Origin of the sequence: Massilia endophytica (genome assembly GCF_021165955.1) — a bacterium.
GTDB classification, from domain to species: domain Bacteria; phylum Pseudomonadota; class Gammaproteobacteria; order Burkholderiales; family Burkholderiaceae_D; genus Rugamonas; species Rugamonas endophytica.
In genome coordinates this window covers 957,498-983,616 of the sequence record NZ_CP088952.1, presented here as the reverse complement: position 1 = coordinate 983,616, position 26,119 = coordinate 957,498, and the positions used below count along the sequence as shown (strand labels likewise).

The window sequence follows — 26,119 nt, the reverse complement described above, 5'->3', positions numbered from 1 at the left end:
TCATGAAACTGCTGGTCTTCCACATCGGCGACGACCGCTACGGCTTACGGCTCGGTGTGGTGCGGCGCGTGCTGCCGCTCATGGAGCTCAAGGGCCTGCCGCTTGCGCCGCCCGCCGTCGCGGGCCTCATGAACCTGCACGGCGAGTCCGTGCCCGTGATCGACCTGTCGCGCATCAGCGGCGAGGCAGCCTCCCGTCCCCACTTCGATACCCGCATCGTGCTCGTCGACTACAAGGCGCCGGACGGCACGGTGCATGCATTGGGCCTGGTTGCGGAGCGCGTGTTCGGAGTGCAGGAAGTCGACAGCGGCGCCATGGCGGAAAGCGGCGTGCAGGCCGCGCCCTTCCTCGGCCCCGTGGCGGGCGACGCCGGGGGCATGGTGCAGCTGGTGGAGGTGGAAAGGCTGCTGCCGGAATCCCTGCGCGCCCTGCTCTTCCAGCGAGAGGCGGAGGCGCCATGAACATCCTCTCCACGCTGCGCGAGGCGACGGGCCTGAACCTTTCGCGCGCCACGGTGGACCGCGCGGTGGCGGAGCGCATGGAAGCGGCGGGAACCAATGACCGCAAGGCCTATCTCGCCCAGCTCACCCAGGAGGAGCTGGGCGCTCTCGTCGAGCTGGTGGTGGTGCCGGAATCCTGGCTGTTCCGGGACCCGCAGGCCTTCGCGCTGGCCACCGAATTTGCCCGGCAGCGGCTTGCCTCCGGCGCCTCCATGGTGCGGGCACTGTCGATTCCCTGCGCCAGCGGCGAGGAGCCGTATTCCCTTTCCATGGCCTTCTGCGACGCCGCCATTCCCCTGCCCTGCTTCGCCATCGACGCCATCGACCTGAGCGCCGAATGCATTGCGCGCGCGGAGGAAGGCGTTTATGGGCGCAATGCCTTCCGCAGCCAGGACCCGGCCTTCCGCGGACGCCACTTCACGCAGGTGGGCGAAGACCTATACCGGATCAACGACATCGAGCGGCGGCGGGTCCGCTTCCGCCAGGGAAATCTGCTGGGCGGCGAGATCGCGCCGCCGGGGCATTACGACATCATTTTCTGCCGCAACCTGCTGATCTACTTCGACAAGGAGACCACGGCCCGGGCCATCGCCCGCCTGGATACCATGCTGGCGGACGACGGCGTGCTGCTGGCTGGCTATGCGGAAGTGCCGTCCTTCACCCAGAACGGCTTTTCGCCGCTGCCTTACAAGCAGGCCTTCGCCCTGCGCAAGGACCGCGCCGTGCCGCCCCCGCCTGCCCCTGTGGAAGCGCCACCGCGCCGCCGCGCGCGCCCGCCCGTGGCCCACGCCGCCCCCGCACCGGTGGCCCGGACCGGGCGCCCCGCGCCGCCCCCGGCTCGCAAGCCCCCCGCCGCTTCCGCCCCGCCCAGCACGGACGCCTTGTTGGCCGATGCGCGCCAGCTTGCCGACCAGGGCAGGCTCAAGGAAGCGGATGCCGCCTGCCGCGCCATCCTCCAGCAGGCGCCGGATGCCTACGAGGCCTATTTCATCCTTGGCCTGCTGCGCGAAGCGGCCGGGGAGCCGGAGCAGGCGCGGGACCAGCTCAAGCGCTGCATCTACCTGCAGCCCGACCACTACGAGGCGCTCTGCCACCTCGCCCTGCTCACCGAGCAGCAGGGCGACCGCAACGCTGCCGCCACGCTCAAGGCGCGCGCCGCCCGCGTCTACCAGCGCCAGACCGCTAACTGAGGACACCGGCCACCATGTCCACTATTCCACTTCAAGCTGAAGACCAGGCAGGCTGCTGGAGCCGCATCGGCATCGCGGGGGACCAGAGCTGCGAGCTCCTGGCGCAGCACGTCCACTGCCGCAACTGCGAGGTGTACGCAGGTTCCGCGCAACGCAACCTTGACCGGCCTGTGAACGCCGAGTACCTGCGCGACTGGGCGGCCCACTTCCGCGAACCCGAAGCCTCGCATGCGCTGCGCGACAGGTCGGCCGTGGTGTTCCGCATCGGCCGCGAATGGCTGTCCCTGCCTACGGAAGTCTTCGTGGAAGTGGCGCCGCTGGCGCAGCCGCATCGTATCCCCCACCGCACCGCGCGCGGGCTGCGCGGCGTGGTGAATGTGAACGGCACGCTTTATCCCTGCGTTGCCCTGGCCGAACTGTTCGGCATCGACGAGGCGGAGGGCGTGGCGCGCCGCGGCCGCCACACCTTCCCCCGCCTGCTGCTCGTGCAATGGGATGGGCAGGCCTATGCCCTGCCCGCGGCGGACCTGTACGGCATCGTGCGCTATGCGGAGGCCGACGTGAAGGCGGCGCCGACGACGATCAACAAGGGCCTGCTGCGCTACCTGAGCGGCGTGCTGGCCCAGGAGGACATGCAGGTCGGCTGCCTGGACGCGGGCCTGGTCGGCCACCAACTTGCGAGGACGCTGCGATGAGCCAGGACCAGCCAGGCGACCTGAGTCAGTACTCCATGCTCGACCTGTTCCGCATGGAGGCCGAGGCGCAGACCCAGATCCTCACGGACGGCCTGCTGGCGCAGGAGCGGCGCAGCGATCCCGCCGCCATCGAAGCCATGATGCGCGCCGCGCACTCCATCAAAGGCGCCGCCGCCATCGTCGGACTGGATCTCATCGTGCAGCTGGCGCACGGCATGGAGGACGCCTTCATCGCCGCCCAGCACGGGAAACTGAAGCTCACGCCCAACCGCGTGGACGTGCTGTTGGCCGCCGTGGACCTGCTGCTGCAATGCGCCCGCCTCGGGGAGGCCGGCATCGAAGCCTGGCTGGCGCAGAACGGCGCCCAGATCCGGCAGACCATGGATGCGGTGCGCGGCATCGCCTTCCTGCCGGAGCCGCTGGCTGCCGCCCCTGTGGCCGCGCCGCCTGTTCCTGCCCCCGCGCCGCAAGCACCGGCCCCTGCGCCTGCGCCGCCGGAAGCGGAAGCCGCCATCCCGCCGGAAGCCGCGGCATCGCAGCGCGGTGGCCAGCCCGCCATGAAGGCGGCCCAGAACTTCGACAGCCTGCTGTCCCTGGCCAGCGAGGCGCGCATCGCCGCGCACCAGCTTCATCCCCTGATACAGGGGCTGCAGCGGCACAAGCGCAATCAGTCCAGCCTCTTCGCCGCGCTGGAGGACCTGCATGACGCCATCTCCCGCATCGACGATCCTGCGCTGAAGGAGAAATCGCTGCTCGCCCTCCAGCGCAGCCAGCCGCTCAAGCAGTTCATGCTGGAACACATCGGCAGCATGGAGAACTTCGAGCGCCGCCAGCTCACCTCTTCGCAGAATATGGTGGACGAGGTGCTGGCCCTGCGCATGCGACCCTTCCGCGACGGCGTGCAGCACTTCCCGCGCACGGTGCGCGACCTGGCCCGGTCGCTGGGCAAGGAGGTGCACTTCGATATCCTGGGCGAGGATACGCTGGTGGACCGCGATATCCTCACCCGCATCGAAAGCTCCCTGAACCACATACTGCGCAATGCGGTCGACCATGGCATGGAAAGCCCTGCCGACAGAATCGCTGCGGGCAAGCCCGCCACCGGCAGCATCGTGATGGAAGCGCGCCACCGTGCGGGCATGCTCAATATCGAGATTGCGGACGATGGGCGCGGCGTCGATCCCGAAAAGATCCGCCGCACCGTGGTCGAACGCAAGCTGGCCAGCGAGCAGATGGCGGCCGCCATGTCCGAAGCCGAGCTGCTCCAGTTCCTCTTCCTGCCCGCCTTCAGCCTGAAGGAAGGCATCACCGAAATCTCCGGCCGCGGCGTGGGCCTCGATATCGTGCATGACGCCGTGCGCCAGCAGAACGGCACGGTGCACATCGAGTCCGAACCGGGCAAGGGCTTCCGCACCTCGATCACGCTGCCGCTGACGCAGTCCATCGTGCGCGCCCTGGTGGCGGACATTGGCGGCGAAGCCTATGCCTTCCCCATCGTGAAAGTGGAACGCGTGGTGCTAGTGCCCCAGGCCGCCATCCACACGCTGGAGAACAAGCAGTTCTTCGAGCTGGCGGGCGAGCACGTGGGGCTGGTATCCGGCGCGCAGGTACTGGAGCTCGGGAATATGGCCGAGCAGGAGGAACTCACCGCCATCGTGATCGGCAGCGGCGCGCGCCGCTATGCGCTGGTGGTGGACCGTATCCGTTGCGAGCAGAGCCTGGCCGTGCAGGCCATCGACCCCATTTTCGGCAAGATGCGCGATATTTCCGCCGCCGCCCTGCTGGACGACGGCGAAGCAGTGCTCATCCTTGATGTGCCGGACCTGCTGCTCTCCATCGAGAAACTGCTGCACGAAGGCGGCCTCGCGCAAATGGCGCGAACCGATCTGGCGGGACGGCGTAGAATGAAACGTATCCTGGTGGTGGACGACTCGCTGACGGTGCGCGAAATGGAGCGCAAGCTGCTGGTAGGCCGCGGCTTCGAGGTCGACATCGCTGTCGACGGCATCGACGGCTGGAACGTGGTGCGCAGCGGCGACTACGACCTGGTCATCACCGACGTGGACATGCCGCGCATGGACGGCATCGAACTGGTTTCCCTGATCAAGAAGGACCTGCAATTGCACAAGCTGCCCGTAATGATCGTGTCGTACAAGGACCGCCCTGAGGACAGGGCGCGCGGCCTTGCCGCGGGCGCGGACTACTACCTCACCAAGGGCAGCTTCCACGACGAGACCCTGCTCGACGCCGTGGCAGACCTGATCGGGGATGCGGCACGATGAAGATCGGCATCGCCAACGACGTGCCCATGGCAGCCGAGGCGCTGCGCCGCGTCGTGGCGAGCACCCAGGAACACGAAGTGCTCTGGATTGCGCGCACCGGTCTGGAAGCGGTGCGCTTCTGCGCCGAGCAGCGTCCCGACCTGGTGCTCATGGACCTGAACATGCCGGAGCTGGACGGCGTGGAGGCGACCCGCCGCATCATGGACGAATCGCCCTGCGCCATCCTGGTGGTGACGGGCCGTCCGCAGGACAGCGTGAACCAGGTCTTCCGCGCCCTGGGCGCCGGCGCACTCGATGTCACGGCCACGCCCATGCTGGCGGGAAAAGCCGACGGCGCGGCCGAACTGCTGCACAAGATCAAGACCATGGACAAGCTCATACGCCACAGCGGCGGCAACCAGTCCATGCAGCCCCGCATACGCGAACGCCCCGAGCCCGAGCCGAAGATCGCCGGCCTGAAATCGCTTGTGGCCATCGGCGCATCGACCGGCGGGCCGCTGGCCATCGTGCGCATACTGAGCGGCTGGAAGCCGCCGCCCGGCTGCGCCATCGTCGTGGTGCAGCATATCGACGCCAATTTTGCGGGCCATTTCGCGCGCTGGCTGGGCGAGCAGCTGCCCATTCCCGTGCGCGCCATCGAACATGGGGACATGCTCACCCCCGGCGAGGTGCTGGTCGCCAAGAGCAATGACCATCTCGTACTGGATGAGAAGCTGCAGCTGTCCTATGACCCCAATCCGCGGGACTACGCCTACCGGCCGTCAGTCGATGTCTTCTTCCGCTGCGTCGCCCAGCACTGGGACGGCGAGGCCGTTGGTGTGCTGCTGACGGGGATGGGACGCGACGGCGCCGAGGGCCTGCTCGCCATGCGCCAGGCGGGCAAGCACACCATCGCCCAGGACCAGGCCAGCAGCGCCGTCTACGGCATGCCGCGCGCCGCGGCGGAGATCGATGCCGCCGCCTCCATCCTGCCCCTCGATAAGATCGGCAACTGCCTGCGCAATATCACCGGCGGATCTAGATAAACACCGGCTCCGGCTCCAGCCGCACGCCGAAGCGGGCCTCCACGTCGGCCTGGATGGCGGCCGCCAGCCGCTGCACGTCCGCGCCCGTGGCGCCCCCATTGTTCACCAGCACCAGCGCCTGTTTCGGGTACACGCCCGCCGCACCCATGCTGCGCCCTTTCCATCCGCACTGGTCGATCAGCCAGCCCGCCGCCAGCTTTTCGCTGCCGTCCGGCTGGACGTGGTGCACGAGGGCGGGAAACTGCTCCAGCAGGCGCGCGCAGTGCGCCGCATCCACCACGGGATTCTTGAAGAAGCTGCCCGCATTGCCCACTTCCGCCGGATCGGGCAGTTTGCGGCGGCGGATGGCGATGACCGTGTCCGCCACCTGGCGCGGCGTAGGCTGGGCCAGGCCCTGCTCCGCCACCGCCGACGCCAGCTCGGCGTAGCGCAGGTTGGGCTGCCAGTTTCGCGGCAGGGAGAAGCTGACATCGAGGACGATCAGGCCGCGCCCGGGCTCTTGCTTGAAAATGCTGTCGCGGTAGGCGAAGCGGCAATCGCCGCCCCGCATGGCCACGATCTGGCCGGTGGCCGGGTCGAATGCGCTGAGGCTGAGGAAGCGGTCCTTGATCTCCAGGCCATAAGCCCCGATATTCTGGATGGGCGCCGCACCCACGGTGCCGGGAATCAGGGAGAGGTTTTCCAGCCCCCCGAAACCCTGCTCCAGCGTCCATTGCACGAAGGCGTGCCAGTTTTCGCCCGCCGCCGCCCGCACGTGCACATGCTCCGCATCGCCCGGCAGCACTTCCCTGCCCTCGATGGCGATGTGCAGCACCAGGCCTGCGAAATCGCCGGTCAGCAGCAGGTTGCTGCCGCCGCCCAGCACCAGGCGCGGCATGGCGGCCAGCGCGGGGTCGGCCAGGGCGGCGCGCAGCTGGGCGGCGCTGGTGACGCGCAGGTAGGCCCTGGCGCGGGCGTCGATGCCGAAAGTGTTCAGCTGGCGCAGGGAGAAATCGTGCTGGATCGGAAGTGTCGAGTGCATGGGGAAACCGGACTTTTTTGCTCGATTATAGAGGGAAAGGGCCAAAAACGACCGAGCGTTCGCCTCTTTGTCCGTTAAAATGTCGCATCTTTGAAAGGAAACCCGCTTATGCCATCGTTTGACGTAGTCTCCGAAGCCGACATGATCGAGGTGCGCAACGCCGTCGACCAGTCCAACAAGGAAATCAGCACCCGCTTCGATTTCAAGGGGAGCGATGCGCGCGTCGAGCAGAAAGAAAACGATCTCACCGCCTTCGCCGATTCCGAATTCCAGCTCAGCCAGGTCAAGGATGTGCTGACCAACAAGCTGGCCAAGCGCAAGGTGGACGTGCGCTTCCTGGACGAGGGCAAGGTCGAGAAGATTGGCGGCGACAAGGTGAAGCAGGTCATCAAGGTCAAGAACGGCATCGAGACCGAAACCGCCAAGAAGATCACCAAGATCATCAAGGAAAGCAAAATGAAGGTGCAGGCCAGCATCCAGGGCGAATCCGTGCGCGTTTCGGGCGCGAAGCGGGACGACCTGCAGGCGGCCATGGCCCTGCTGCGCAAGGAAGTGCCGGATACCCCGCTGGAGTTCAACAACTTCCGCGACTGAGTTCTAAGGATAGCAATGAAACGTGTTGATGATTTCCGCCTGAAGTTTGGCGATAAAGAGTATGTGCCAATCATGATCGGCGGGATGGGCGTGGATATCTCCACGGCGGAACTGGCGCTGGAAGCGGCCCGCCTGGGCGGCATCGGCCATATTTCGGACGCGATGGTGGAGGATGTCTCCGACCGCCGCTTCGACACCACCTTCGTCAAGGACAAGACGAAGCTCTACAAGTACAACATCAACAACATGGACAAGTCGGTGGTGCAGTTCGACCTGAACCGCCTGGCCGAAGCGCAGCGCAATCACATCGGCAAGACCATGGCCGCCAAGAAGGGCCCCGGCCTGATCTTCGTGAACTGCATGGAGAAGCTGACCATGAACGGCCCGCGCGAAACCCTGCGCGTACGCCTGAACGCGGCGCTGGACGCGGGCATCGACGGCATCACCCTGTCGGCCGGCCTGCACTTCAATTCCTTCAGCCTCATGGCCGACCATCCGCGCTTCCGCGAGGCCAAGCTGGGCATCATCGTGTCCTCCGTGCGCGCGCTGCAGATCTTCCTGCGCAAGAACCAGAAGCTGGACCGCCTGCCGGACTACGTGATCGTCGAAGGCCCGCTGGCCGGCGGCCACCTGGGCTTCGGCCTGGACGACTGGCAGGACTACGACCTGCACACCATCACCCGCGAGGTGCTGGACTACCTGAAGGCCGAGAACCTGGACGTGCCCGTGATCGCCGCAGGCGGCGTGTTCACGGGCAGCGATGCGGTCTCCTTCCTCGAAATGGGCGCGGCAGGCGTGCAGGTGGCGACCCGCTTCACCATCACCAAGGAATGCGGCCTGCCGGACAAGGTCAAGCAGGAATACGTGAAGGCTTCGGAAGAGGACATTATCGTCAACGGCGTATCCCCCACCGGCTACCCGATGCGCATGCTGAAGTCCACCCCGGCCATCGGCGCGAACACCCGTCCGGGCTGCGAATCCTACGGCTACCTGCTGGACGCCACGGGGAACTGCGCCTACATCAACTCCTACAACCGCGAAGTGATGGCCAACGGCGGCAGCGACAAGGGCATCAAGGTCATGGACAAGACCTGCCTGTGCACGCACATGCGCAACTTCAACTGCTGGACCTGCGGCCACTATACCTACCGCCTGAAGGACACCACCCACCGCCTGGCCAACGGCGACTACCAGCTGCTGACGGCGGAACACGTCTTCAAGGACTATCAGTTCAGCACGGACAACCAGATCGCCCTGCCGCCGAAGGAAGAAGCGGCAGCATAAAATCCCGACAAAGTCTTACAAAGTCGGGATATTTCTGCGGGGTTGCGCTGCCTAGAATGGTGTGAGTCTCCATCACCATTCAAGGTTCATGATGACCCCTGCAAGGCCCTTCAAAGGCCAGCTCCTTCCGGCGCTGGCCGCGTTCTCCTTGTCTCTTCTTGTTGCATGCGGCGGCGGATCGGCCGCCGGCGGCGGCCATTCCCAGGGCGGCCAGCAGCAGGAGCCCCAGAAACCCATCCAGCTTGCCACCGGCGGCGTCGCAGTCGTCAAGGTGCGCGCCGAGGGCGGCGCCTGGGTAGCCATGGCCGAAACCCAAACGGTGCTGGGCGCCAACCAGCCCGACCGCCGCCTGCTGTTCCCCCGCGCAGGCAGCGATCCCCTCACCTACCTGCCGCCGCAGGGCTGGTCCCTCCTGGACTTCACCCAGCACCCCTCGCGCGAAGTGACTGCGGTGCTGGGCACGGACCACGCGGTGAAGCTGCTGCGCTTCGACGCCACCGGCAAGCTGCTGCGCGAGCAGGATTTCACCGATCCGGCTTCGCCCAGCGATCCCTTCATGGACGACCCGATCTACATCCGCAGCCGCACTTCGCTTCTGCCCTATCTCACTCGCGATGCGGCCCGCCTCGCGCCGCTGGGCGAGGATGCGGTACTGGTGCTGCGCACGGGCATGGATGCCGTCGTCGCCTACCGCCTCGCCCACGGCGACGGCGGCTTCTCGCAGCGCTGGCGCACCCTGGTCGAGCCAGGCGCGATGCTCGGCGCGCGCGCCATTATCGGCGGCGGTTTCGATCCCTTCAATTCCCTGGTCAATCCCGCCCACGTGAGCGTGGACGTGAGCGTCGCAGGCCGCATCGCCGTCGCGGTGCAGAACGACATGAGCGGCCTGGCGGAAGCCCACGCCGCTTATTTCAAGGAAGAGGTGCCACGGGATATGCTTTACGGGCTGTTCGTGACGGAGATCGACAGCGCAGGCGTACGTCTCGGCGCCCGTATCGCTCCCATGAGCGTGCGGCCGGAAATCCATACCGTGCGCTGGCTGGGCGATACCATCGCCGTCGCCGGGCGCCAGATGACCTCGCGCCCGGCGAACGGCGCAGGCTGGGATGCATTTGTATCGCTGCTCAAGCCGGGCAAGGCGCCCGCCACGCAGGTGATCGACGTGGACCGCTGCGACATCATCTTCGACCTCATGCCGCTGGCCGATGGGCGCATCCTCGCCTCCGGCACAACGGGCTATGTGCAGAACCCCGGCGGGGCGAGCATTTCGGAGGAGTCGCAGCCGCTGCTCGCGGTGCTCGACGCCCAGGGCGCGCTGCAGCAGCGCCTGGGCTTTACGGCGGGGCCGCGCCAGAACCAGGTGCGCTCGCTGGCCGCGCTGAACGGCGGCTGGCTCGCCGGAGGCCTGGTGAACGGCCCCGGCACGCACTCGGGCGACGGCAATCCCGCAGCCATCTTTGCGGACGGCTATCTGCGGGAAGGCAGGCTGTAAGAATCAGCCTTCGGTGGTAATGCGCTGGATCAGCGCTTCCAGCACTTCCTCGGCGCGCTCGTTGTCCACCTGGCAGGTGCCTGCGTTCTCGTGGCCGCCGCCGCCGTATTCCAGCATCAGCGCGCCGATATTGGTCTTCGACGTGCGGTTCAGGATCGATTTGCCGGTGGCGAAAACGGTGTTCTGGTTTTTCAGGCCCCACAGCACGTGGATGGAGATATTCGTTTCCGGGAACATCGCATAGATGATGAAGCGGTTACCGGCGAAGATCACCTCTTCCTTGCGCAGGTCCAGCACCACCAGGTTCTTGTGGATGGTGGAGCAGCGCTGGATCTGTTCCTTGCACTTCTCGGCGTGCTCGAAGTACAAGTCCTTGCGCTCCTTCACGTCCGGCAGGGCCATGATTTCTTCGATCGTGTGATTACGGCAGTAATCGATCAGGTCCATCATCAGGTTGTAGTTCGAGATGCGGAACTCGCGGAAGCGGCCCAGGCCCGTGCGCGCATCCATCAGGAAGTTCAGCAGGTCCCAGCCTTGCGGGTTCAGCACTTCCTCGCGGTTGAACTGGGCCGAGTCGCCCTTGTCCACTGCCGCCATCATGTCGTCCCACGATTTCGGGAAGGCCTTCAGGCCACCGTAATAGTCGTACACCACGCGCGCGGCGGACGGCGCATCCGGATGGATGATGTGGTTCTTGCGCTCACCCGTATTGCGGATGGTCTCGGACAGGTGGTGGTCGAAAGCCAGGTGGGCGGCGGCGACATAAGGCAGGTTGGTCGTGATGTCGCGGTCCGTAATGGCGACCTTCCCGTCCTGCATGTCCTTCGGGTGGACAAACAGGATGTCGTCGATCATGTCGAGGTGCTTCAGCAGCACCGCGCAGACCAGGCCATCGAAATCGCTGCGGGTAACAAGACGGAACTTCTTTGCATCAGAGGACATGGAGCACCTTACGAATGAGGAAAAACATTGAGGCCCCCATCATACCGCGCAATACCCTTCCGACAACAGAATTTGTTCCTTGATATTGTCTGAAAGTGTCGCCGCGCTGCCTCAGGGATGCCCGATGCGGCGCGCGAAATCGGCGAGCCGGAACTGCTCGACAACGAAATCGACAAAGACGCGCGTCTTCGCTGGCAGGAGCTTCTTGCTTGAGTAGTAGATTGATAGCGGCCCCGCTTCGCCGCACCATTCTGGCAGAAGGCGCAGCAGGCGCCCGCTGGCGATGTAGGGTGCGGCGTGCGGCGCGGGTATGAGGCTGACGCCCAGGCCCAGCGCCGCCGCATCGGCCATCGCTTCCGGATCGTCGAAGATGGCGACAGGGCGGAAGTCCGCCTCGGCCTCCTCCCCGTTCCGGTGCCGCAGCGTCCAGCTGCGCAGCCGCCCGGAGCTGCGCGAGCGCCGCGCAATGCCATCGAGATGGGCCAGGTCCGAGGGGTGCTCCGGCATCGCGCGTCCCGCCATATACGCAGGCGACGCGACCACCAGCACGGCAATGGGCGACAGCTCCCGCGCAATCACGCCCGGCGTCAGTTCGATGCCGCCGCCGATGGCGGCGTCGAAGCCCTCGGCGATCAGGTCGACCTGGCGGTTGTCGAAGTGCCAGTCGGGCACCACGTCCGGGTAGCGCGCCAGGAACTCGCCCAGCAGCGGCACGATGTGATGCCGCCCAAACGCCAGCGCCATGCTCACCTTCAGCGTGCCCGAAGGCCGCCCTCCTTCGCGCGACACGTCCGCCACCGCGGCCTGCAGCTCCGCGAATGGCGCCTCCGCCTGGCGCAGGAAACGCTCGCCCGCTTCGGTCAGCGTGAGGCTGCGCGTGCTGCGCTGGAAGAGGCGCACACCGAGGCTGGCTTCAAGCCGGGCCACGTTCTTGCTGACGGCTGCGGGGGTGAGGCCGAGCCGGCGCGCCGCGACCGAAAAGCTGCCGCCTTCCGCGCTGAAGATGAAGGAGTCGAGGTGGCTGAGCGGTTCCATATTCTTATTTTATACCAATAGTTGAAATTGATTACCCGAATTGGTGGCTAGTTTCGATGTAATGCAGCGGCCATACTGGATTCATTACAGTCCAATTCACCGAAAGGAAACATCATGAACAGCTCCAGCAAACTTCAAGGCAAGACCGCTTTCGTCACCGGCGGCTCGCGCGGCATCGGCGCGGCCATCGTCCGCCGCCTCGCCAGCGACGGCGCGACGGTGGCCTTCAGCTACCAGAATTCCGCCGACACGGCCTATGCCCTGGTGCGCGAAATCGAGGCTGCGGGTGGACGCGCCATCGCCGTACGCGCCGACGCCGCGGATGCGGCGGCCGTCACCACCGCCATCGACGATGCGGCCAAAGAGTTCGGCGCCATCGACATCCTCGTGAACAACGCGGGCGTGCTGCGCCTGGGCGATGTCTCCCAGCTCTCGCTCGAAGACTTCGACCAGACCGTGGCCGTGAATGTGCGCGCAGTATTCGTTGCCACCAAGGCGGCGGTGGCGCATATGAAGACGGGCGGCCGTGTGATCAATATCGGCAGCACCAACGCCGAACGCATGCCTTTCGCTGGCGGTGCGGCCTACGCCATGAGCAAGTCCGCCCTGAAAGGCCTGGTGCAGGGCCTGGCGCGGGACCTTGGCCCGCGCGGCATCACCGTGAACAACGTGCAGCCGGGCCCCGTGGATACGGACATGAATCCGGACCACACCGATTTCGCGAAAACGCTGTACGGCATGATGGCCCTGCCGCGCTACGCCAAGGGTGAAGAGATCGCGGGCATGGTGACCTACCTCGCCAGCGAAGAAGCAGGCTTCGTGACGGGCGCCAGCCTGAATATCGACGGCGGCTTTGCCGCCTGATCAGGGTCCGCCCGTGCCTGCGAGCCTGCTGCCGGGATAAAGGCGGGCCAGCACAGTGCGGGTGATGCCCGTGATGAGGGTGTCGGCCTGCTTGATGTCGCCATTCTCCTGGCCGCGCAGGCCCTGCCAGAGCTGCTCCACTTCCGCTTCGCGCAGGGCCACGGCCTGTTCCACTTCGTCCTGCCAGAAAGCCGGGGCCTCGCTCTCGACAAAGTTGCCCCGGCCGCGGCCGAAATGCGCCACGGCCAGGTAGCGCAGCACATTCGACACCAGCAGCGTTCGCAGGAACTCGTCGGACAAAGAGATGGATGGATGCTTGCGGTCCGTGCTGGCATTGAAGCCCCAGGCGGCGCCCGCAAAGGTCAGCGCGCCGATCACGCCGCCAAGCAGTGCGCCCGAGCCCAGCGTAAGCCCGCCCGCCGCCAGGTCGGCCGAGAGGCCGGTAGCCGCGCCGGACACAATGGCGCCCAGCAGCGCAGCCTGCCCTTTCTCCACGGGCGCCCTGACCACGAAATTCTTGCTCACGCGCGCATTGATCTTGGGCGCCTCGCTCGCATCGAGCCGGTGCAGCGTGAGCAGTCCCACGGTCGCCTGGCCGATAGCGAGATTCAGGCGTGCGACCAGCGTATTCATCGCCCGCTCCTGGCGCTTGCGTTCCTCATCCCTGCCTATGCCCACCAGCTTGAGGGCCGAAGACAGCATGCCGCTTTCCTGCACTTCCACCACCTGCCGGTCGCGCGCCGCTTCCAGCAGCTGCTGCGCCAGCAGCGACATGGACTGGCGGAAGCGCTGGGCGTTGTTCAACTCCCACTGCGCAAACAGGCGCGCATACGCTTCGCGTTTCGCTTCGGGCAGCACAGCGCCAACGGCATCGTAGAACACCTGCTCGTGCACCCAGCACCGTGCGAAGGCGTCCAGCGGCAGCACGTCGCGCACCACGCCGTATTGGCGCAGATACTGCTTCCAGCGGTTCTGCTCCGCCATCTCATCCGGTGCGGGACGCGGAGGTCCCATCTGGTTCAGCAGCACGATCACGGGCTTGCCCAGCCATTCCAGGATCTTCATCTCTGAAGGCAGGTAGCCGGCATCCTCGGGCGCTTCGGCGGAGTTCACGAGATAGAGCACCACGTCCGCCGCATCGCGCGCGGCGCGCAAGGCCTGCTGGCTGAGCCAGAAAGGCCGGTCGCGGTAGCGGTCCAGCACTTCACGCAGGAACCAGCCAATGGGATTGTTCGACATGGCCAGCCGCTTCATGAGCCGCACGGAATCGCCGAAGCCGGGCGTATCCCACAGCAGCATGGCATCGCCATGTTCGGTGCTGAGCAGGGTGTGGGCTTCGGCAAGCGCGGTCACGTGCGCTGCGTCGCGCACCTCGCCGACGTCGGCGCCGAGCAGCGTGCGCGCCAGTGTGGTCTTGCCGTTATTGGTGTGGGAGATGAGCGCGAGGTTGATGGACTGGTTCATCGCACCGCCTCCTACGCCAGAAGGTTGACCAGTTGCGGCTCCTTGCCGTGGAAGATGCAGAACTCGCGCCACAGCTCCACGCGCTGGCGCAGGCGCTGCGGATCGGGAGCACGTTCGGCGAAGGCCGATTCGTCGATCAGCAGCACCGCATTGCCGCCCGTTGCCAGCAGCAGCTGGGTGATGAAGGCGCCATGGTTTTCCTTCTCCGGCGTGGCCGCCAGGTTGAACAGGCCCGCCGTCAAGGTGGCGCCCTCTTGCCCTATCTGCGGCAGCTCCGCGCCGTAAGCCAGGGATGGCAGCAGCTGTACGCGCGCGCGTTCGCCCAGCAGTCCTGCAGCGATGGCCGCCAGGCCTTTGGCACGGGCCTCGTCCACCGTGAAGCTGTATGGCAGCACGCGCAGGACGCCAGGCTCGCCGCCTGCTGCATCGTGGAGCTGGCGGAAATACGGCTGCTCCAGGTCGAGCGGAAAATGCCGCGCCAGCCATCCGGCACGCGCTGCGGCGAGGCCGGCCAGCACTAGCCTCGGCAAGATGACCAGCAAGGCCAGCGTGGCCGCGTAGAGATGCACCCAGCGCGCACCACCTGCACCGTTCGGCGCGGCGGCGTAGTGCAGCGACTGCACTTCCTGCAGGGTGAAGCCGGGCAGCTGCAGCAGCTGGGTGGCAGGCCAGAAGAGCAGCGAGAGCAGCTCGTGCACCTGCGCGGCATCGAGGAAGGTGCTCTCCCATCCGGCCGCATACTGCGTCATCAGGCCGCGCGCGTACAGCGACAGCCCAGCGCCCAGGGCGAACATCGCCGCGCTGAGGTGGACAACTGCGCCCAGGCGGGCCGCATAGAGGCGTGCGCTCAACTGCGTCCAGTCGGCCATGTAGGCGAACAAGGCGGAGGACAGCGCATGAGGCATCTTGCGCGGCATGGCTGCCTTGCCGCCAGCAAGACGGCGTATCCAGCGGGCGCGAAAGCTTGTGGTTCCGGCCCTGGGGATGCAGAGCCAGACCAGCATGATGATGTAGACGAGAAGGTTCCAGCCGATGATCAGCAGCAGAGGGCCGGAAAGCAGGTCGACGCGGTGCGGATCGGCGATGCGGTCCAGGCCCGCACCCAGCACCAGCGCAAGAAGAGGCAGCAGCCACGAAAGGCCGTGCAGGCCGGTGCGCCGCTTTACGAAAGCGCTGAAGGCAGGGTGGCGCTGCGAGAGCTTGCGGATGATCTGCTCGGCGCGCTGCTGGTAGAAATGAACTGGCGCCGCCGCCTTGCCGGTCTCGGATGCCTGCCATTGCGCCAACTCGCGCGCCGTGCGGTTGGCGTAATGGCGATCGTCCTGGCTGAGGATCTCGAAGTTCCGGTCGCTGGTCTCGATTGCCCGGACCAGTACGATATCCCGCGCTGCCTGCTCGTTCATGCGCCTCCTGTCGTGTGTTGACGACATTGTACGCCTGCCGAGCCAGGGCAGCGCTGGGCTGGACGAGCTGTGTCAGCGTTGCGGCGTGCGGGTCGTGGGACGGCTGCCGGAGTCGGACGGCTGCTGGTCCACCGAAGCCTGCCGGTTATCCGGCTGGCCGGATTGGCGCGAGCCTTGCGGCCCGGTCACGGATTCCTGGGAACCCGCATGCTGCTTCTGCTCCTGCCCGCCGTAGCCGGATTGCTGGGGCAGGCCCTGGCGCTCATCTTCGGCGCGTTCGCCCATGCGGTCCGCCTTCTGGCGTGCGCTCCAGCCGGCCTGCTGGGCCGCGGCGCCGCCATGCTCACCGCCCATCTGCTCATCCAGAGAGCCCTGCATGGAGCCGGGGGCGCGCATCGAAGTGCCCTTCTGCTCAGCCGTGGCGGACTGCACATTGGCGCTGCCCTTCTGGATGGCGCCAGGAGCGCTGGTGTTGTTTGGCTTGGGGCTCATGATTTTCTCCTCTGTGATGGTCAACAGGGAGATCATGCGCGCCCATGCCTCGGGCCTGTATCAGTCACGGGACCGCAGGCATGTAGGAGGAAACGCACGTAAAACTGGAATAGGAAAAAAGCCCCATCAGCACTGAGCGCGATCTAGAGCGCGTTCAGGCGATGGGGCTTTTTGGGAATAACAGCCTGACGATAACCTACTTTCACACTGGTTGCAGCACTATCATCGGCGCAGAGTCGTTTCACGGTCCTGTTCGGGATGGGAAGGGGTGGGACCGACTTGCTATGGTCATCAGGCATGACTTGTACGGCTGCAGCGATGTCGCTGCAGCCTGAATCTGGAAGAAGTAGAGGGTAGCGTTCTCAAACACTGGTAAATGCGCATAACCGTCAAGGTTATAGGGACAAGCCGTACGGGCAATTAGTATCAGTTAGCTTAATGCATTACTGCACTTCCACACCTGACCTATCAACGTCCTGGTCTCGAACGACCCTTCAAGGAGCTCAAGGCTCCGGGAAATCTCATCTTAAGGCAAGTTTCCCGCTTAGATGCTTTCAGCGGTTATCTCTTCCGAACTTAGCTACCCGGCAATGCCACTGGCGTGACAACCGGTACACCAGAGGTTCGTCCACTCCGGTCCTCTCGTACTAGGAGCAGCCCCCTTCAAATTTCCAACGCCCACGGCAGATAGGGACCAAACTGTCTCACGACGTTTTAAACCCAGCTCACGTACCACTTTAAATGGCGAACAGCCATACCCTTGGGACCGGCTACAGCCCCAGGATGTGATGAGCCGACATCGAGGTGCCAAACTCCCCCGTCGATATGAACTCTTGGGAGGAATCAGCCTGTTATCCCCAGAGTACCTTTTATCCGTTGAGCGATGGCCCTTCCATACAGAACCACCGGATCACTATGTCCTACTTTCGTACCTGCTCGACTTGTCGGTCTCGCAGTTAAGCACGCTTATGCCATTGCACTATTAGCACGATGTCCGACCGTACCTAGCGTACCTTCGAACTCCTCCGTTACACTTTAGGAGGAGACCGCCCCAGTCAAACTGCCTACCATGCACTGTCCCCGACCCGGATCACGGGCCAAGGTTAGAACCTCAAACAAACCAGGGTGGTATTTCAAGGTTGGCTCCACGAGAACTGGCGTCCCCGCTTCAAAGCCTCCCACCTATCCTACACAGATTGGTTCAAAGTCCAATGCAAAGCTACAGTAAAGGTTCATGGGGTCTTTCCGTCTAGCCGCGGGTAGATTGCATCATCACAAACACTTCAACTTCGCTGAGTCTCGGGAGGAGACAGTGTGGCCATCGTTACGCCATTCGTGCAGGTCGGAACTTACCCGACAAGGAATTTCGCTACCTTAGGACCGTTATAGTTACGGCCGCCGTTTACTGGGACTTCAATCAAGAGCTTGCACCCCATCATTTAATCTTCCAGCACCGGGCAGGCGTCACACCCTATACGTCCACTTTCGTGTTTGCAGAGTGCTGTGTTTTTATTAAACAGTCGCAGCCACCAGTTTATTGCAACCTTTTCGCCCTTCCACAGTAAAGTGGTCAAGCTACCGAGGCGTACCTTTTCCCGAAGTTACGGTACCAATTTGCCGAGTTCCTTCTCCCGAGTTCTCTCAAGCGCCTTAGAATACTCATCTCGCCCACCTGTGTCGGTTTGCGGTACGGTCTCGTATGACTGAAGCTTAGAGGCTTTTCTTGGAACCACTTCCGATTGCTTCGCGAGACAAGCTCGCTCGTCCCAGTCCCTTGAATTCCGCGCCCGGATTTGCCTAAGCGCCTTCTATGAACCAGAAACTAGCTATTCCAACAGCTAGACAACCTTCCGCGATCCGTCCCCCCATCGCATCATACGACGGTGCAGGAATATTAACCTGCTTCCCATCAGCTACGCATCTCTGCCTCGCCTTAGGGGCCGACTCACCCTGCTCCGATGAACGTTGAACAGGAAACCTTGGGCTTACGGCGTGCGGGCTTTTCACCCGCATTATCGCTACTCATGTCAGCATTCGCACTTCTGATACCTCCAGCATCCTTTACAAGACACCTTCGCAGGCTTACAGAACGCTCTCCTACCATATGCTTGCGCATATCCGCAGCTTCGGTGACTGGCTTAGCCCCGTTACATCTTCCGCGCAGGACGACTCGATCAGTGAGCTATTACGCTTTCTTTAAATGATGGCTGCTTCTAAGCCAACATCCTGACTGTTTTAGCCTTCCCACTTCGTTTTCCACTTAGCCAATCTTTGGGACCTTAGCTGGCGGTCTGGGTTGTTTCCCTCTTGACGCCGGACGTTAGCACCCGACGTCTGTCTCCCAAGCTCGCACTCACCGGTATTCGGAGTTTGCAATGGTTTGGTAAGTCGCGATGACCCCCTAGCCATAACAGTGCTCTACCCCCGGTGGTGATACTTGAGGCACTACCTAAATAGTTTTCGGAGAGAACCAGCTATTTCCAAGTTTGTTTAGCCTTTCACCCCTACCCACAGCTCATCCCCTAATTTTTCAACATTAGTGGGTTCGGTCCTCCAGTGCGTGTTACCGCACCTTCAACCTGGCCATGGGTAGATCACTTGGTTTCGGGTCTACACCCAGCGACTGGCGCCCTGTTCGGACTCGATTTCTCTACGGCTCCCCTATCTGGTTAACCTCGCCACTGAATGTAAGTCGCTGACCCATTATACAAAAGGTACGCCGTCACCCCACGAAGAGGCTCCGACTGTTTGTATGCACACGGTTTCAGGATCTATTTCACTCCCCTCCCGGGGTTCTTTTCGCCTTTCCCTCACGGTACTGGTTCACTATCGGTCGATTACGAGTATTTAGCCTTGGAGGATGGTCCCCCCATCTTCAGACAGGATTTCTCGTGTCCCGCCCTACTTGTCGTACGCTTAGTACCACCGTTCTGATTTCGTGTACGGGGCTATCACCCGCTATGGCGCCTATTTCCAGAGGCTTCCACTATCAGCTCGACTATCACGTACAGGCTCTTCCCATTTCGCTCGCCACTACTTTGGGAATCTCGGTTGATTTCTTTTCCTGCAGCTACTTAGATGTTTCAGTTCGCCGCGTTCGCTTCACACACCTATGTATTCAGTGTGAGATGACCTAAAAGGCCGGGTTTCCCCATTCGGAAATCTTCGGATCAATGCTTGTTTGTCAGCTCCCCGAAGCTTATCGCAGACTTCTACGTCCTTCATCGCCTGTAATCGCCAAGGCATCCGCCATGTGCACTTATTCACTTGTCCCTATAACCTTGACGGCTATAGTTCTAAATGCATTTACTACTGTGTTTGATGAGTTTTACTACTACCCTAAGTACACACATTGCTGTGTGCGCTTAATAAAACTTTACTTCTTCCAGATTGTTAAAGAACGAGAACTACACTTACCAAAAACACTGGTTTTTCGTAAATGCAGTGGTGGAGGATGACGGGATCGAACCGACGACCCCCTGCTTGCAAAGCAGGTGCTCTCCCAGCTGAGCTAATCCCCCGTATGTACTTGGTGGGTCTGGTTGGGCTCGAACCAACGACCCCCGCGTTATCAACACGGTGCTCTAACCAGCTGAGCTACAGACCCGCGCTCGTTTCTTCTTCTACTAACAGCCGATAAGTGTGAACGTTTGAGTCCGTGCGACTCTAGAAAGGAGGTGATCCAGCCGCACCTTCCGATACGGCTACCTTGTTACGACTTCACCCCAGTCACGAATCCTACCGTGGTAAGCGCCCCCCTTGCGGTTAAGCTACCTACTTCTGGTAAAACCCGCTCCCATGGTGTGACGGGCGGTGTGTACAAGACCCGGGAACGTATTCACCGCGACATGCTGATCCGCGATTACTAGCGATTCCAACTTCATGCAGTCGAGTTGCAGACTACAATCCGGACTACGATACACTTTCTGGGATTTGCTCCCCCTCGCGGGTTGGCGGCCCTCTGTATGTACCATTGTATGACGTGTGAAGCCCTACCCATAAGGGCCATGAGGACTTGACGTCATCCCCACCTTCCTCCGGTTTGTCACCGGCAGTCTCATTAGAGTGCCCTTTCGTAGCAACTAATGACAAGGGTTGCGCTCGTTGCGGGACTTAACCCAACATCTCACGACACGAGCTGACGACAGCCATGCAGCACCTGTGTGCAGGTTCTCTTTCGAGCACCCCCGGATCTCTCCAGGGTTCCTGCCATGTCAAGGGTAGGTAAGGTTTTTCGCGTTGCATCGAATTAATCCACATCATCCACCGCTTGTGCGGGTCCCCGTCAATTCCTTTGAGTTTTAATCTTGCGACCGTACTCCCCAGGCGGTCTACTTCACGCGTTAGCTGCGTTACCAAGTCAATTAAGACCCGACAACTAGTAGACATCGTTTAGGGCGTGGACTACCAGGGTATCTAATCCTGTTTGCTCCCCACGCTTTCGTGCATGAGCGTCAATCTTAGCCCAGGGGGCTGCCTTCGCCATCGGTGTTCCTCCACATCTCTACGCATTTCACTGCTACACGTGGAATTCTACCCCCCTCTGCCAGATTCCAGCCTTGCAGTCTCCATTGCCATTCCCAGGTTAAGCCCGGGGATTTCACAACAGACTTACAAAACCGCCTGCGCACGCTTTACGCCCAGTAATTCCGATTAACGCTCGCACCCTACGTATTACCGCGGCTGCTGGCACGTAGTTAGCCGGTGCTTATTCTTCAGGTACCGTCATTAGCCGTGGATATTAGCCACAGCCGTTTCTTCCCTGACAAAAGAGCTTTACAACCCGAAGGCCTTCTTCACTCACGCGGCATTGCTGGATCAGGGTTGCCCCCATTGTCCAAAATTCCCCACTGCTGCCTCCCGTAGGAGTCTGGGCCGTGTCTCAGTCCCAGTGTGGCTGGTCGTCCTCTCAGACCAGCTACTGATCGTCGCCTTGGTGAGCCTTTACCTCACCAACTAGCTAATCAGATATCGGCCGCTCCAGGAGCACGAGGCCCGAAGGTCCCCCGCTTTCATCCTTGGATCGTATGCGGTATTAGCGTAACTTTCGCTACGTTATCCCCCACTCTTGGGTACGTTCCGATACATTACTCACCCGTTCGCCACTCGCCGCCAGGCCGAAGCCCGCGCTGCCGTTCGACTTGCATGTGTAAAGCATGCCGCCAGCGTTCAATCTGAGCCAGGATCAAACTCTTCAGTTCAATCTCTGTTTTCCAATGTTTCCATTGGGGTCATTCACTCAAAATACTGACATATTTCTTGTGAACGTTTGAATCTATTATTTGAGCAGCGGAGCCTAAGCTCCGTGCACTTCTTCAAACGCCCACACTTATCGACTGTTAATTTTTAAAGATCCTGCTGTTCCGATGAAGCGTTTTGTTCATCAGCAGAGAGGCGAGATTATCCGCTGTTTCGTGCAGCTCGTCAAGCCCTTCTTTTCCTACCGAATCGTTTGCTCGATTGCGGCGGGGACAGAACTATAGCGCATCGCACGCAGCCGTGCAAGGCCTCGCGTATTGAAGAGATAGATTGCGAACACCAGCGCGCATGCAATCCAGGCCGACCACAGGGTATGGGTCAGGAAGTGGGCGCCCCGCAGCTGCTGCAGCCAGCCGACGGCGCCGCCGAACATCAGCATCGCCACCGCAACCGCAACGGCCGTGCGCGGACGATGCGGCCACCAGAACGCAGCGATCGCAAGCAGCCATAGTGCGCTGGAAGCGTGGCCGCCCGGAAGACAATGGCCGGGCGCGATCCCGGCCGGCATCCATTCCAGCAGCCGCACATAAGGTTCCGTGCCGCCGTAGCGCTGCAGGTCCCAGGGGCAATGCGAGGCGCTGGCATGCTTGAGAAGGCTGATCACGGAGGGCACCATCACTGCGGACATGGCGGTCACGCGCATGCCCACACGCCGCGAGGCCTGCCAGCTCTTGTAGGGCCGATAAGCGTCCCACAGTGCCAGCACGACGATCGATGCGCCAACGGCCGAGAGCATGGACTTCAGGATCACGTGGTTGAACTTCTCCGTCAGCCACGCGTGCTGCAGGGGGAAGCTCTGCGTGGCGCGGTTGAAGGCCGCGTCGGCCAGGCGCAGGTCGATATCGGTGCTCGCGCCAAGCCAGAGGATGAGGATTGCGCCGAAGATGAGGCCCAGGATGGCAACCAATGCAGCACGGCTGCGCAGGCCTTCAGACGCCATGGGTGCACGCATGGAAAAGATCGAGCTTGGGGTTGTACACGGCAGTGTTCACATCCAGCATGCCGAGCACGGAGTGGAACACGTTATCGTGCGAGAACTCCTGCTTGCTGCGCGCGGCGAGGCAGCTGTTGTCGATGCGGAAGCGGTCGCGGAAACTTTGCGACAGCCAGATCATCATGGGTACGCTGCGCTGCTCCGCAGGCGAAAGGATGTAGGGAGCGCCATGCAGGTACATGTTCTTCTCGCCCAGCGACTCGCCGTGGTCCGAGAAGTAGATCATCGACGTATCGGCCACGCCTTCGGCCGACGCGGCGCGCAGGATGTCGATCGCCTTGCTGATCACGAAATCGGTATACAGAATGGTGTTGTCGTAGGCAGCCACGATGGATTCGCGCGAACACTGTTCGAGTTCGTTGGTCCGGCATACGGGAGCGAACTTCTCGAAGGCGGCCGGATAGCGCTTCCAGTAGGCCGGGCCATGGCTGCCTTTCTGGTGCAGCACGATGACCATATCCTTGTCTGCCTTCCGGATCAGGTCCGGCAGGTCACGCAGCATGCGCTCGTCGTAGCACTCCTCGGTATTGCAAAGCGGATCGCCCGCAACAGGATGGGAGAGGTCTTCGAAGCGCACCCGGTCGCATACGCCCTTGCAGCCTGAATTGTTGTCGCGCCATAGCACGTCGAAACCTGCGTGCTTGAGCACATCCAGCAGGCCTTCCTGGTTGCGCGCCTGAGCCTCCGAATAGTCATCGCGGCCAAAGCCGGAGAACACGCAGGGAACGGAGACCGCCGTCGCCGTGCCGCAGGAAGATACATTCTGCAGATTGACCAGGTCCTTTTGCTGCGCTAGCAGCGGGTTCGTTTGCCGCCCGTAGCCGTTCAGGGAGAAGTTCATGCTGCGGGCGGTCTCCCCCACCACGATCAGCGTTACCGTGTGCTTGCCGCTGCCCGCGGCCCATGCATGGCCTTTCGCCGCGTCCGTGCCCATGGGCGCAATGACCACTGGCGCCGCCCATTTGCGTTTCAGGTAGCTGTGCGATGCCTGGAAGATGTTGGTGGGGGTGAGCAGGAAGCGCAGCTCCCGATGTTCGCGCACCGCTGGCGCCAGGGTCTTGAACAGCGCCATCAGCAAGCCCACCGCAGCGAGGAAGGACAATACGGCAATGCCAAGCTTCAGCAGCAGGTCGCGCCGCAGCGGCCGGAATTCGAGCGGCAGCTTCCACACCACGAGGGCAGGCAGCACGCCGAGGAAAACGATGGTTTGCGCCATCTTCCAGCTGAACAGCTCATTGGCCTCCCGAACATCCGTTTCGATCACGTTCTGCACCATGGAGGCGTCGATCACAACGCCATACTGGTTCATGAAGTAGGTGGCGGACGATGCGGCGAGGAAGAGCGCCATCAGCACAGGCTTGATGACGAAACGGAAATTCAGCAGCGTCAGGATGCCGTTGAAGAGCAGCACCAGCAGGAGGAAGGCGCCTATATACAGAGGCAGATTGGACAGTTGCGCGCCGCCTGTAGCCGATACCAGCGTTCGCCAGAAGGAAAAGTTATAAGCCAGAACCAGGAAGGCCGAGGCATAAAGCGGTAACAGCGGTGCAGCAATGCGCGGCAGGGTTGCAAATTTCACAGGCACTCCAATTGGAAGGCCTGACGATACTCCGCGGCAAGTAAAGGCCGGGTGAAATGTCCGTTAAGGACGCGTTAAATCGCCGGGAAAGGTGAGCGACATGCGGGTGCCTCCGCCCGGCCGCTCCTGGGTGGCCAGGAGCGCGCCAAGGTGAGCGCCGATGCGTTGAACCAGACCCAAGCCCAGTCCCGTTCCCGAAGAGCCCGCAGCATCCGCCGGTATCGGCAGATTGTTCAGGCGCGCCCGGGCTGCGGGCGGCAGGCCGGGTCCTGTGTCCTCGACCACGATGCTGCGGCCTTCGAGCCGCACTTCCACGTGGCCCGATTCCGTGTACTGGCAGGCATTGCGCACCAGATTGCCGACGGCTGCCTGCAGCAGCTCGCGCACGGCATGCACGGTGAAGTCGGCGCCGCCGGCGTAGCGCAGGGTCACCGGACGATTCGCGACCAGGACCTGATAGCGCTGCACCTCCGCCTGCGCAATGGCGCTGGCGGAGAGCTCGGACCATTCCAGCTGGTCCGGCGAGCGCGCCAGGCGCAGCAGGGTCGCCGTCACTTCGCCCGCCTCGCTGGCGGCACGGTAGATGCGCTCGGCGGGCGCGTGCAGCAAAGGGTCGCTTCCGGTCTGCGCCATAAGGACCTCCGCCGCGCCTGCAATGACCGTCAACGGCGTGCGCAGCTCATGGCTCATGTCTCCGGTAAAGAAGCGTTCGCGGTCGAGGAACTGCTGCAGCTCGCGGGTGTGGCCTGCGAAGGCGCGCGCCAGCACGCCCAGTTCGTCACGCCGCTCCTGCGAGGGCAGGCTGCCGCGCCGCTCCTCCACCGCGCGCGCCAGCTCGCTGATCGGCTCCACCAGCCGGTTCCCGACGAAGCGGCCCAGCATCAGCGAACAGCCCATGAAACCCAGGAAGCCGACGGCGAACATGGAGTAGACGACGATCTCGATCTTCTCATACTCGCTGTCATGGTCCACTACCACGAACTCCCCTGCAGCGTCGCTTCCGGCGAGGACATGCAAGTCCACGCCGTCCACGGACAACTCGTGCACGCCGTGCGGGAGTCCGCGCAGGGACTTGGGGATGCCGTCGCCATGATGGAAGCTGATCCCGGCGGGCATCTCCACCGGCAGGCGGCCCGCATAGCGAGGGCCAGCCCATCCAGCCACCTCTTTCAGGCGCTCGTCGACAAGATGGACCTCGATGCCCTCGACGGCCAACGCCGCAATGATGGCGAAGAACAGCGACGCCGAAACGGCAAACAGCAGATAGGCACGCACAATGTGCCGCCGCAGGGAATCAGTTTTCTTCATCGCTGGCGACCAGTTTGTAGCCGATGCCCGCGATGGTGCGCAGCATGGCGAAGGGATAGGGTTTGTCCAGCGCCTGGCGCAGGGCATGAATGTGAACGCGCAGCGCGTCGCTGTCCGGCCGGTCCTCTCCCCATACCGCCTGTTCGATGACTTCGCGGGTGACGACCTTGGGAGACTCCTTCATCAGCAGCCGGAGAATGGTGTAGCCCGTTTTCGTGAGCGCGATGGGACGGCCCGCCCGGCGCACCTCGAAGGTATCGGTGTCGAAGGTGAGATCTCCCACCGCCAGCGCCGCACTTGGCGCGTGGCCGCCACCGGCGCGCCGCACCAGGGCTTTCAGGCGCACTTCCAGTTCCACCAGCGAGAAGGGTTTCACCAGATAGTCGTCCGCCCCGCTGTCGAAGCCCGCAACCTTGTCCTGCAGGGTGTCGCGTGCAGTCAGCATCAGTACCGGCGTGGCCTTGCGCAGTTCGCCGCGCAGCTTCTGGCACAGTTCCAGGCCGTTCAGGCCCGGCAGCATCACATCGAGCACCACGGCATCGTACTCATGCTGCGCCGCGAGGGCGAGTCCGCCATAGCCGTTGCCTGCCGAATCGAGCACATGGCCCTTGGGCTCCAGGAAGCCGTACAGGTTGGCCACGATATCGGGATTGTCTTCGATGATCAGGATTCTCATGCTGGAATTATAATTCCGGT

Annotated in this window: 19 protein-coding genes, 2 tRNA genes and 3 rRNA genes; 9 read left to right on the top strand and 15 right to left on the bottom strand. The window is 62.9% G+C overall.

Features of this window, described 5'->3' with window-relative positions:
• Window positions 1–2: 2 nt before the first annotated feature.
• The 5 genes from LSQ66_RS04525 to cheB are packed head-to-tail and all read left to right on the top strand — an operon-like array spanning window position 3 to window position 5,692.
• Entirely contained in the window at window positions 3–461 is a 459-nt protein-coding gene (locus tag LSQ66_RS04525; protein WP_231768613.1) for a chemotaxis protein CheW, read from the top strand.
• Window positions 458–1,690: a CheR family methyltransferase gene (locus LSQ66_RS04520; protein ID WP_231768612.1), complete on the top strand. Its 1,233-nt coding sequence runs from the start codon at window positions 458–460 to the stop codon at window positions 1,688–1,690. Before LSQ66_RS04525 ends, LSQ66_RS04520 begins: the two co-directional genes overlap by 4 nt.
• Before the next feature lie 14 nt (window positions 1,691–1,704).
• The gene (locus LSQ66_RS04515; protein WP_231768611.1) at window positions 1,705–2,385 is read left to right on the top strand and encodes a chemotaxis protein CheW; all 681 of its coding nucleotides are present in this window, start codon (window positions 1,705–1,707) and stop codon (window positions 2,383–2,385) included.
• On the top strand, window positions 2,382–4,667 hold the full coding sequence (locus tag LSQ66_RS04510) for a hybrid sensor histidine kinase/response regulator (RefSeq protein ID WP_231768610.1): 2,286 nt from the start codon (window positions 2,382–2,384) through the stop codon (window positions 4,665–4,667). Before LSQ66_RS04515 ends, LSQ66_RS04510 begins: the two co-directional genes overlap by 4 nt.
• Window positions 4,664–5,692 carry a chemotaxis-specific protein-glutamate methyltransferase CheB gene (gene cheB, locus LSQ66_RS04505; protein WP_231768609.1) on the top strand — a complete coding sequence of 343 codons (1,029 nt, stop codon included), beginning with the start codon at window positions 4,664–4,666 and terminating at the stop codon, window positions 5,690–5,692. Before LSQ66_RS04510 ends, cheB begins: the two co-directional genes overlap by 4 nt.
• Here the strand turns inward: cheB and murB are convergent.
• Window positions 5,685–6,713: a UDP-N-acetylmuramate dehydrogenase gene (murB, locus tag LSQ66_RS04500; RefSeq protein WP_231768608.1), complete on the bottom strand. Its 1,029-nt coding sequence runs from the start codon at window positions 6,711–6,713 to the stop codon at window positions 5,685–5,687. The two genes, cheB and murB, sit on opposite strands and share 8 nt — an antisense overlap.
• 108 nt (window positions 6,714–6,821) lie before the next feature.
• Between murB and LSQ66_RS04495 the strand changes: the two genes are divergently transcribed.
• The 3 genes from LSQ66_RS04495 to LSQ66_RS04485 all read left to right on the top strand — a co-directional run bounded on the left by LSQ66_RS04495 (window position 6,822) and on the right by LSQ66_RS04485 (window position 10,083).
• Entirely contained in the window at window positions 6,822–7,307 is a 486-nt protein-coding gene (locus LSQ66_RS04495; protein WP_231768607.1) for a YajQ family cyclic di-GMP-binding protein, read from the top strand.
• A 15-nt stretch (window positions 7,308–7,322) separates the two neighbouring features.
• Window positions 7,323–8,591 (top strand): nitronate monooxygenase, encoded by a 1,269-nt coding sequence (locus LSQ66_RS04490; RefSeq protein WP_231768606.1) that lies wholly within the window; start codon window positions 7,323–7,325, stop codon window positions 8,589–8,591.
• Between the two features lie 88 nt (window positions 8,592–8,679).
• Complete coding sequence (locus LSQ66_RS04485) at window positions 8,680–10,083, top strand: hypothetical protein (protein WP_231768605.1); 1,404 nt, start codon at window positions 8,680–8,682, stop codon at window positions 10,081–10,083.
• A gap of 3 nt (window positions 10,084–10,086) precedes the next feature.
• On the opposite strand, the gene LSQ66_RS04480 is transcribed toward LSQ66_RS04485, so the two are convergent.
• Together LSQ66_RS04480 and LSQ66_RS04475 are read right to left on the bottom strand one after the other, a co-directional pair.
• A complete protein-coding gene (locus LSQ66_RS04480) occupies window positions 10,087–11,025 on the bottom strand; it encodes an exopolyphosphatase (RefSeq protein WP_231768604.1) in 939 nt (312 codons plus the stop codon).
• Between the two features lie 111 nt (window positions 11,026–11,136).
• Window positions 11,137–12,060 carry a LysR family transcriptional regulator gene (locus LSQ66_RS04475; protein WP_231768603.1) on the bottom strand — a complete coding sequence of 308 codons (924 nt, stop codon included), beginning with the start codon at window positions 12,058–12,060 and terminating at the stop codon, window positions 11,137–11,139.
• Between the two features lie 114 nt (window positions 12,061–12,174).
• On the opposite strand from LSQ66_RS04475, the gene LSQ66_RS04470 reads away from it, so the two are divergent.
• Complete coding sequence (locus tag LSQ66_RS04470; protein ID WP_231768602.1) at window positions 12,175–12,924, top strand: SDR family oxidoreductase; 750 nt, start codon at window positions 12,175–12,177, stop codon at window positions 12,922–12,924.
• On the opposite strand, the gene LSQ66_RS04465 is transcribed toward LSQ66_RS04470, so the two are convergent.
• The 12 genes from LSQ66_RS04465 to LSQ66_RS04410 form a co-directional block, all read right to left on the bottom strand.
• Complete coding sequence (locus tag LSQ66_RS04465) at window positions 12,925–14,388, bottom strand: DUF3482 domain-containing protein (RefSeq protein WP_231768601.1); 1,464 nt, start codon at window positions 14,386–14,388, stop codon at window positions 12,925–12,927. It lies immediately after the preceding gene.
• Between the two features lie 11 nt (window positions 14,389–14,399).
• A complete protein-coding gene (locus tag LSQ66_RS04460; protein ID WP_231768600.1) occupies window positions 14,400–15,791 on the bottom strand; it encodes a DUF2868 domain-containing protein in 1,392 nt (463 codons plus the stop codon).
• Between the two features lie 72 nt (window positions 15,792–15,863).
• Window positions 15,864–16,283: a Sec-independent protein translocase family protein gene (locus LSQ66_RS04455; protein ID WP_231768599.1), complete on the bottom strand. Its 420-nt coding sequence runs from the start codon at window positions 16,281–16,283 to the stop codon at window positions 15,864–15,866.
• 183 nt (window positions 16,284–16,466) lie between these two features.
• Window positions 16,467–16,579 (bottom strand): 5S ribosomal RNA (gene rrf / locus LSQ66_RS04450).
• Window positions 16,580–16,682: 103 nt separating this feature from the next.
• Window positions 16,683–19,556, bottom strand: a 23S ribosomal RNA gene (locus LSQ66_RS04445).
• Between the two features lie 172 nt (window positions 19,557–19,728).
• Window positions 19,729–19,804, bottom strand: a tRNA-Ala gene (locus LSQ66_RS04440).
• Window positions 19,805–19,813: 9 nt separating this feature from the next.
• Window positions 19,814–19,890, bottom strand: a tRNA-Ile gene (locus LSQ66_RS04435).
• 63 nt (window positions 19,891–19,953) lie between these two features.
• Window positions 19,954–21,484: ribosomal RNA gene (locus LSQ66_RS04430) — 16S ribosomal RNA — on the bottom strand.
• The 16S, 23S and 5S rRNA genes sit together here with 2 tRNA genes alongside, the layout of an rRNA operon.
• 239 nt (window positions 21,485–21,723) lie before the next feature.
• Window positions 21,724–22,494, bottom strand: coding sequence for a phosphatase PAP2 family protein (locus LSQ66_RS04425; RefSeq protein ID WP_231768598.1), 771 nt, complete (start codon window positions 22,492–22,494; stop codon window positions 21,724–21,726).
• On the bottom strand, window positions 22,472–24,115 hold the full coding sequence (locus LSQ66_RS04420) for a phosphoethanolamine transferase (protein ID WP_231768597.1): 1,644 nt from the start codon (window positions 24,113–24,115) through the stop codon (window positions 22,472–22,474). Before LSQ66_RS04420 ends, LSQ66_RS04425 begins: the two co-directional genes overlap by 23 nt.
• A 63-nt stretch (window positions 24,116–24,178) precedes the next feature.
• A complete protein-coding gene (locus LSQ66_RS04415; protein WP_231768596.1) occupies window positions 24,179–25,423 on the bottom strand; it encodes a sensor histidine kinase in 1,245 nt (414 codons plus the stop codon).
• Window positions 25,410–26,099: a response regulator transcription factor gene (locus LSQ66_RS04410; protein WP_231768595.1), complete on the bottom strand. Its 690-nt coding sequence runs from the start codon at window positions 26,097–26,099 to the stop codon at window positions 25,410–25,412. Before LSQ66_RS04410 ends, LSQ66_RS04415 begins: the two co-directional genes overlap by 14 nt.
• Between the last annotated feature and the right edge of the window lie 20 nt (window positions 26,100–26,119).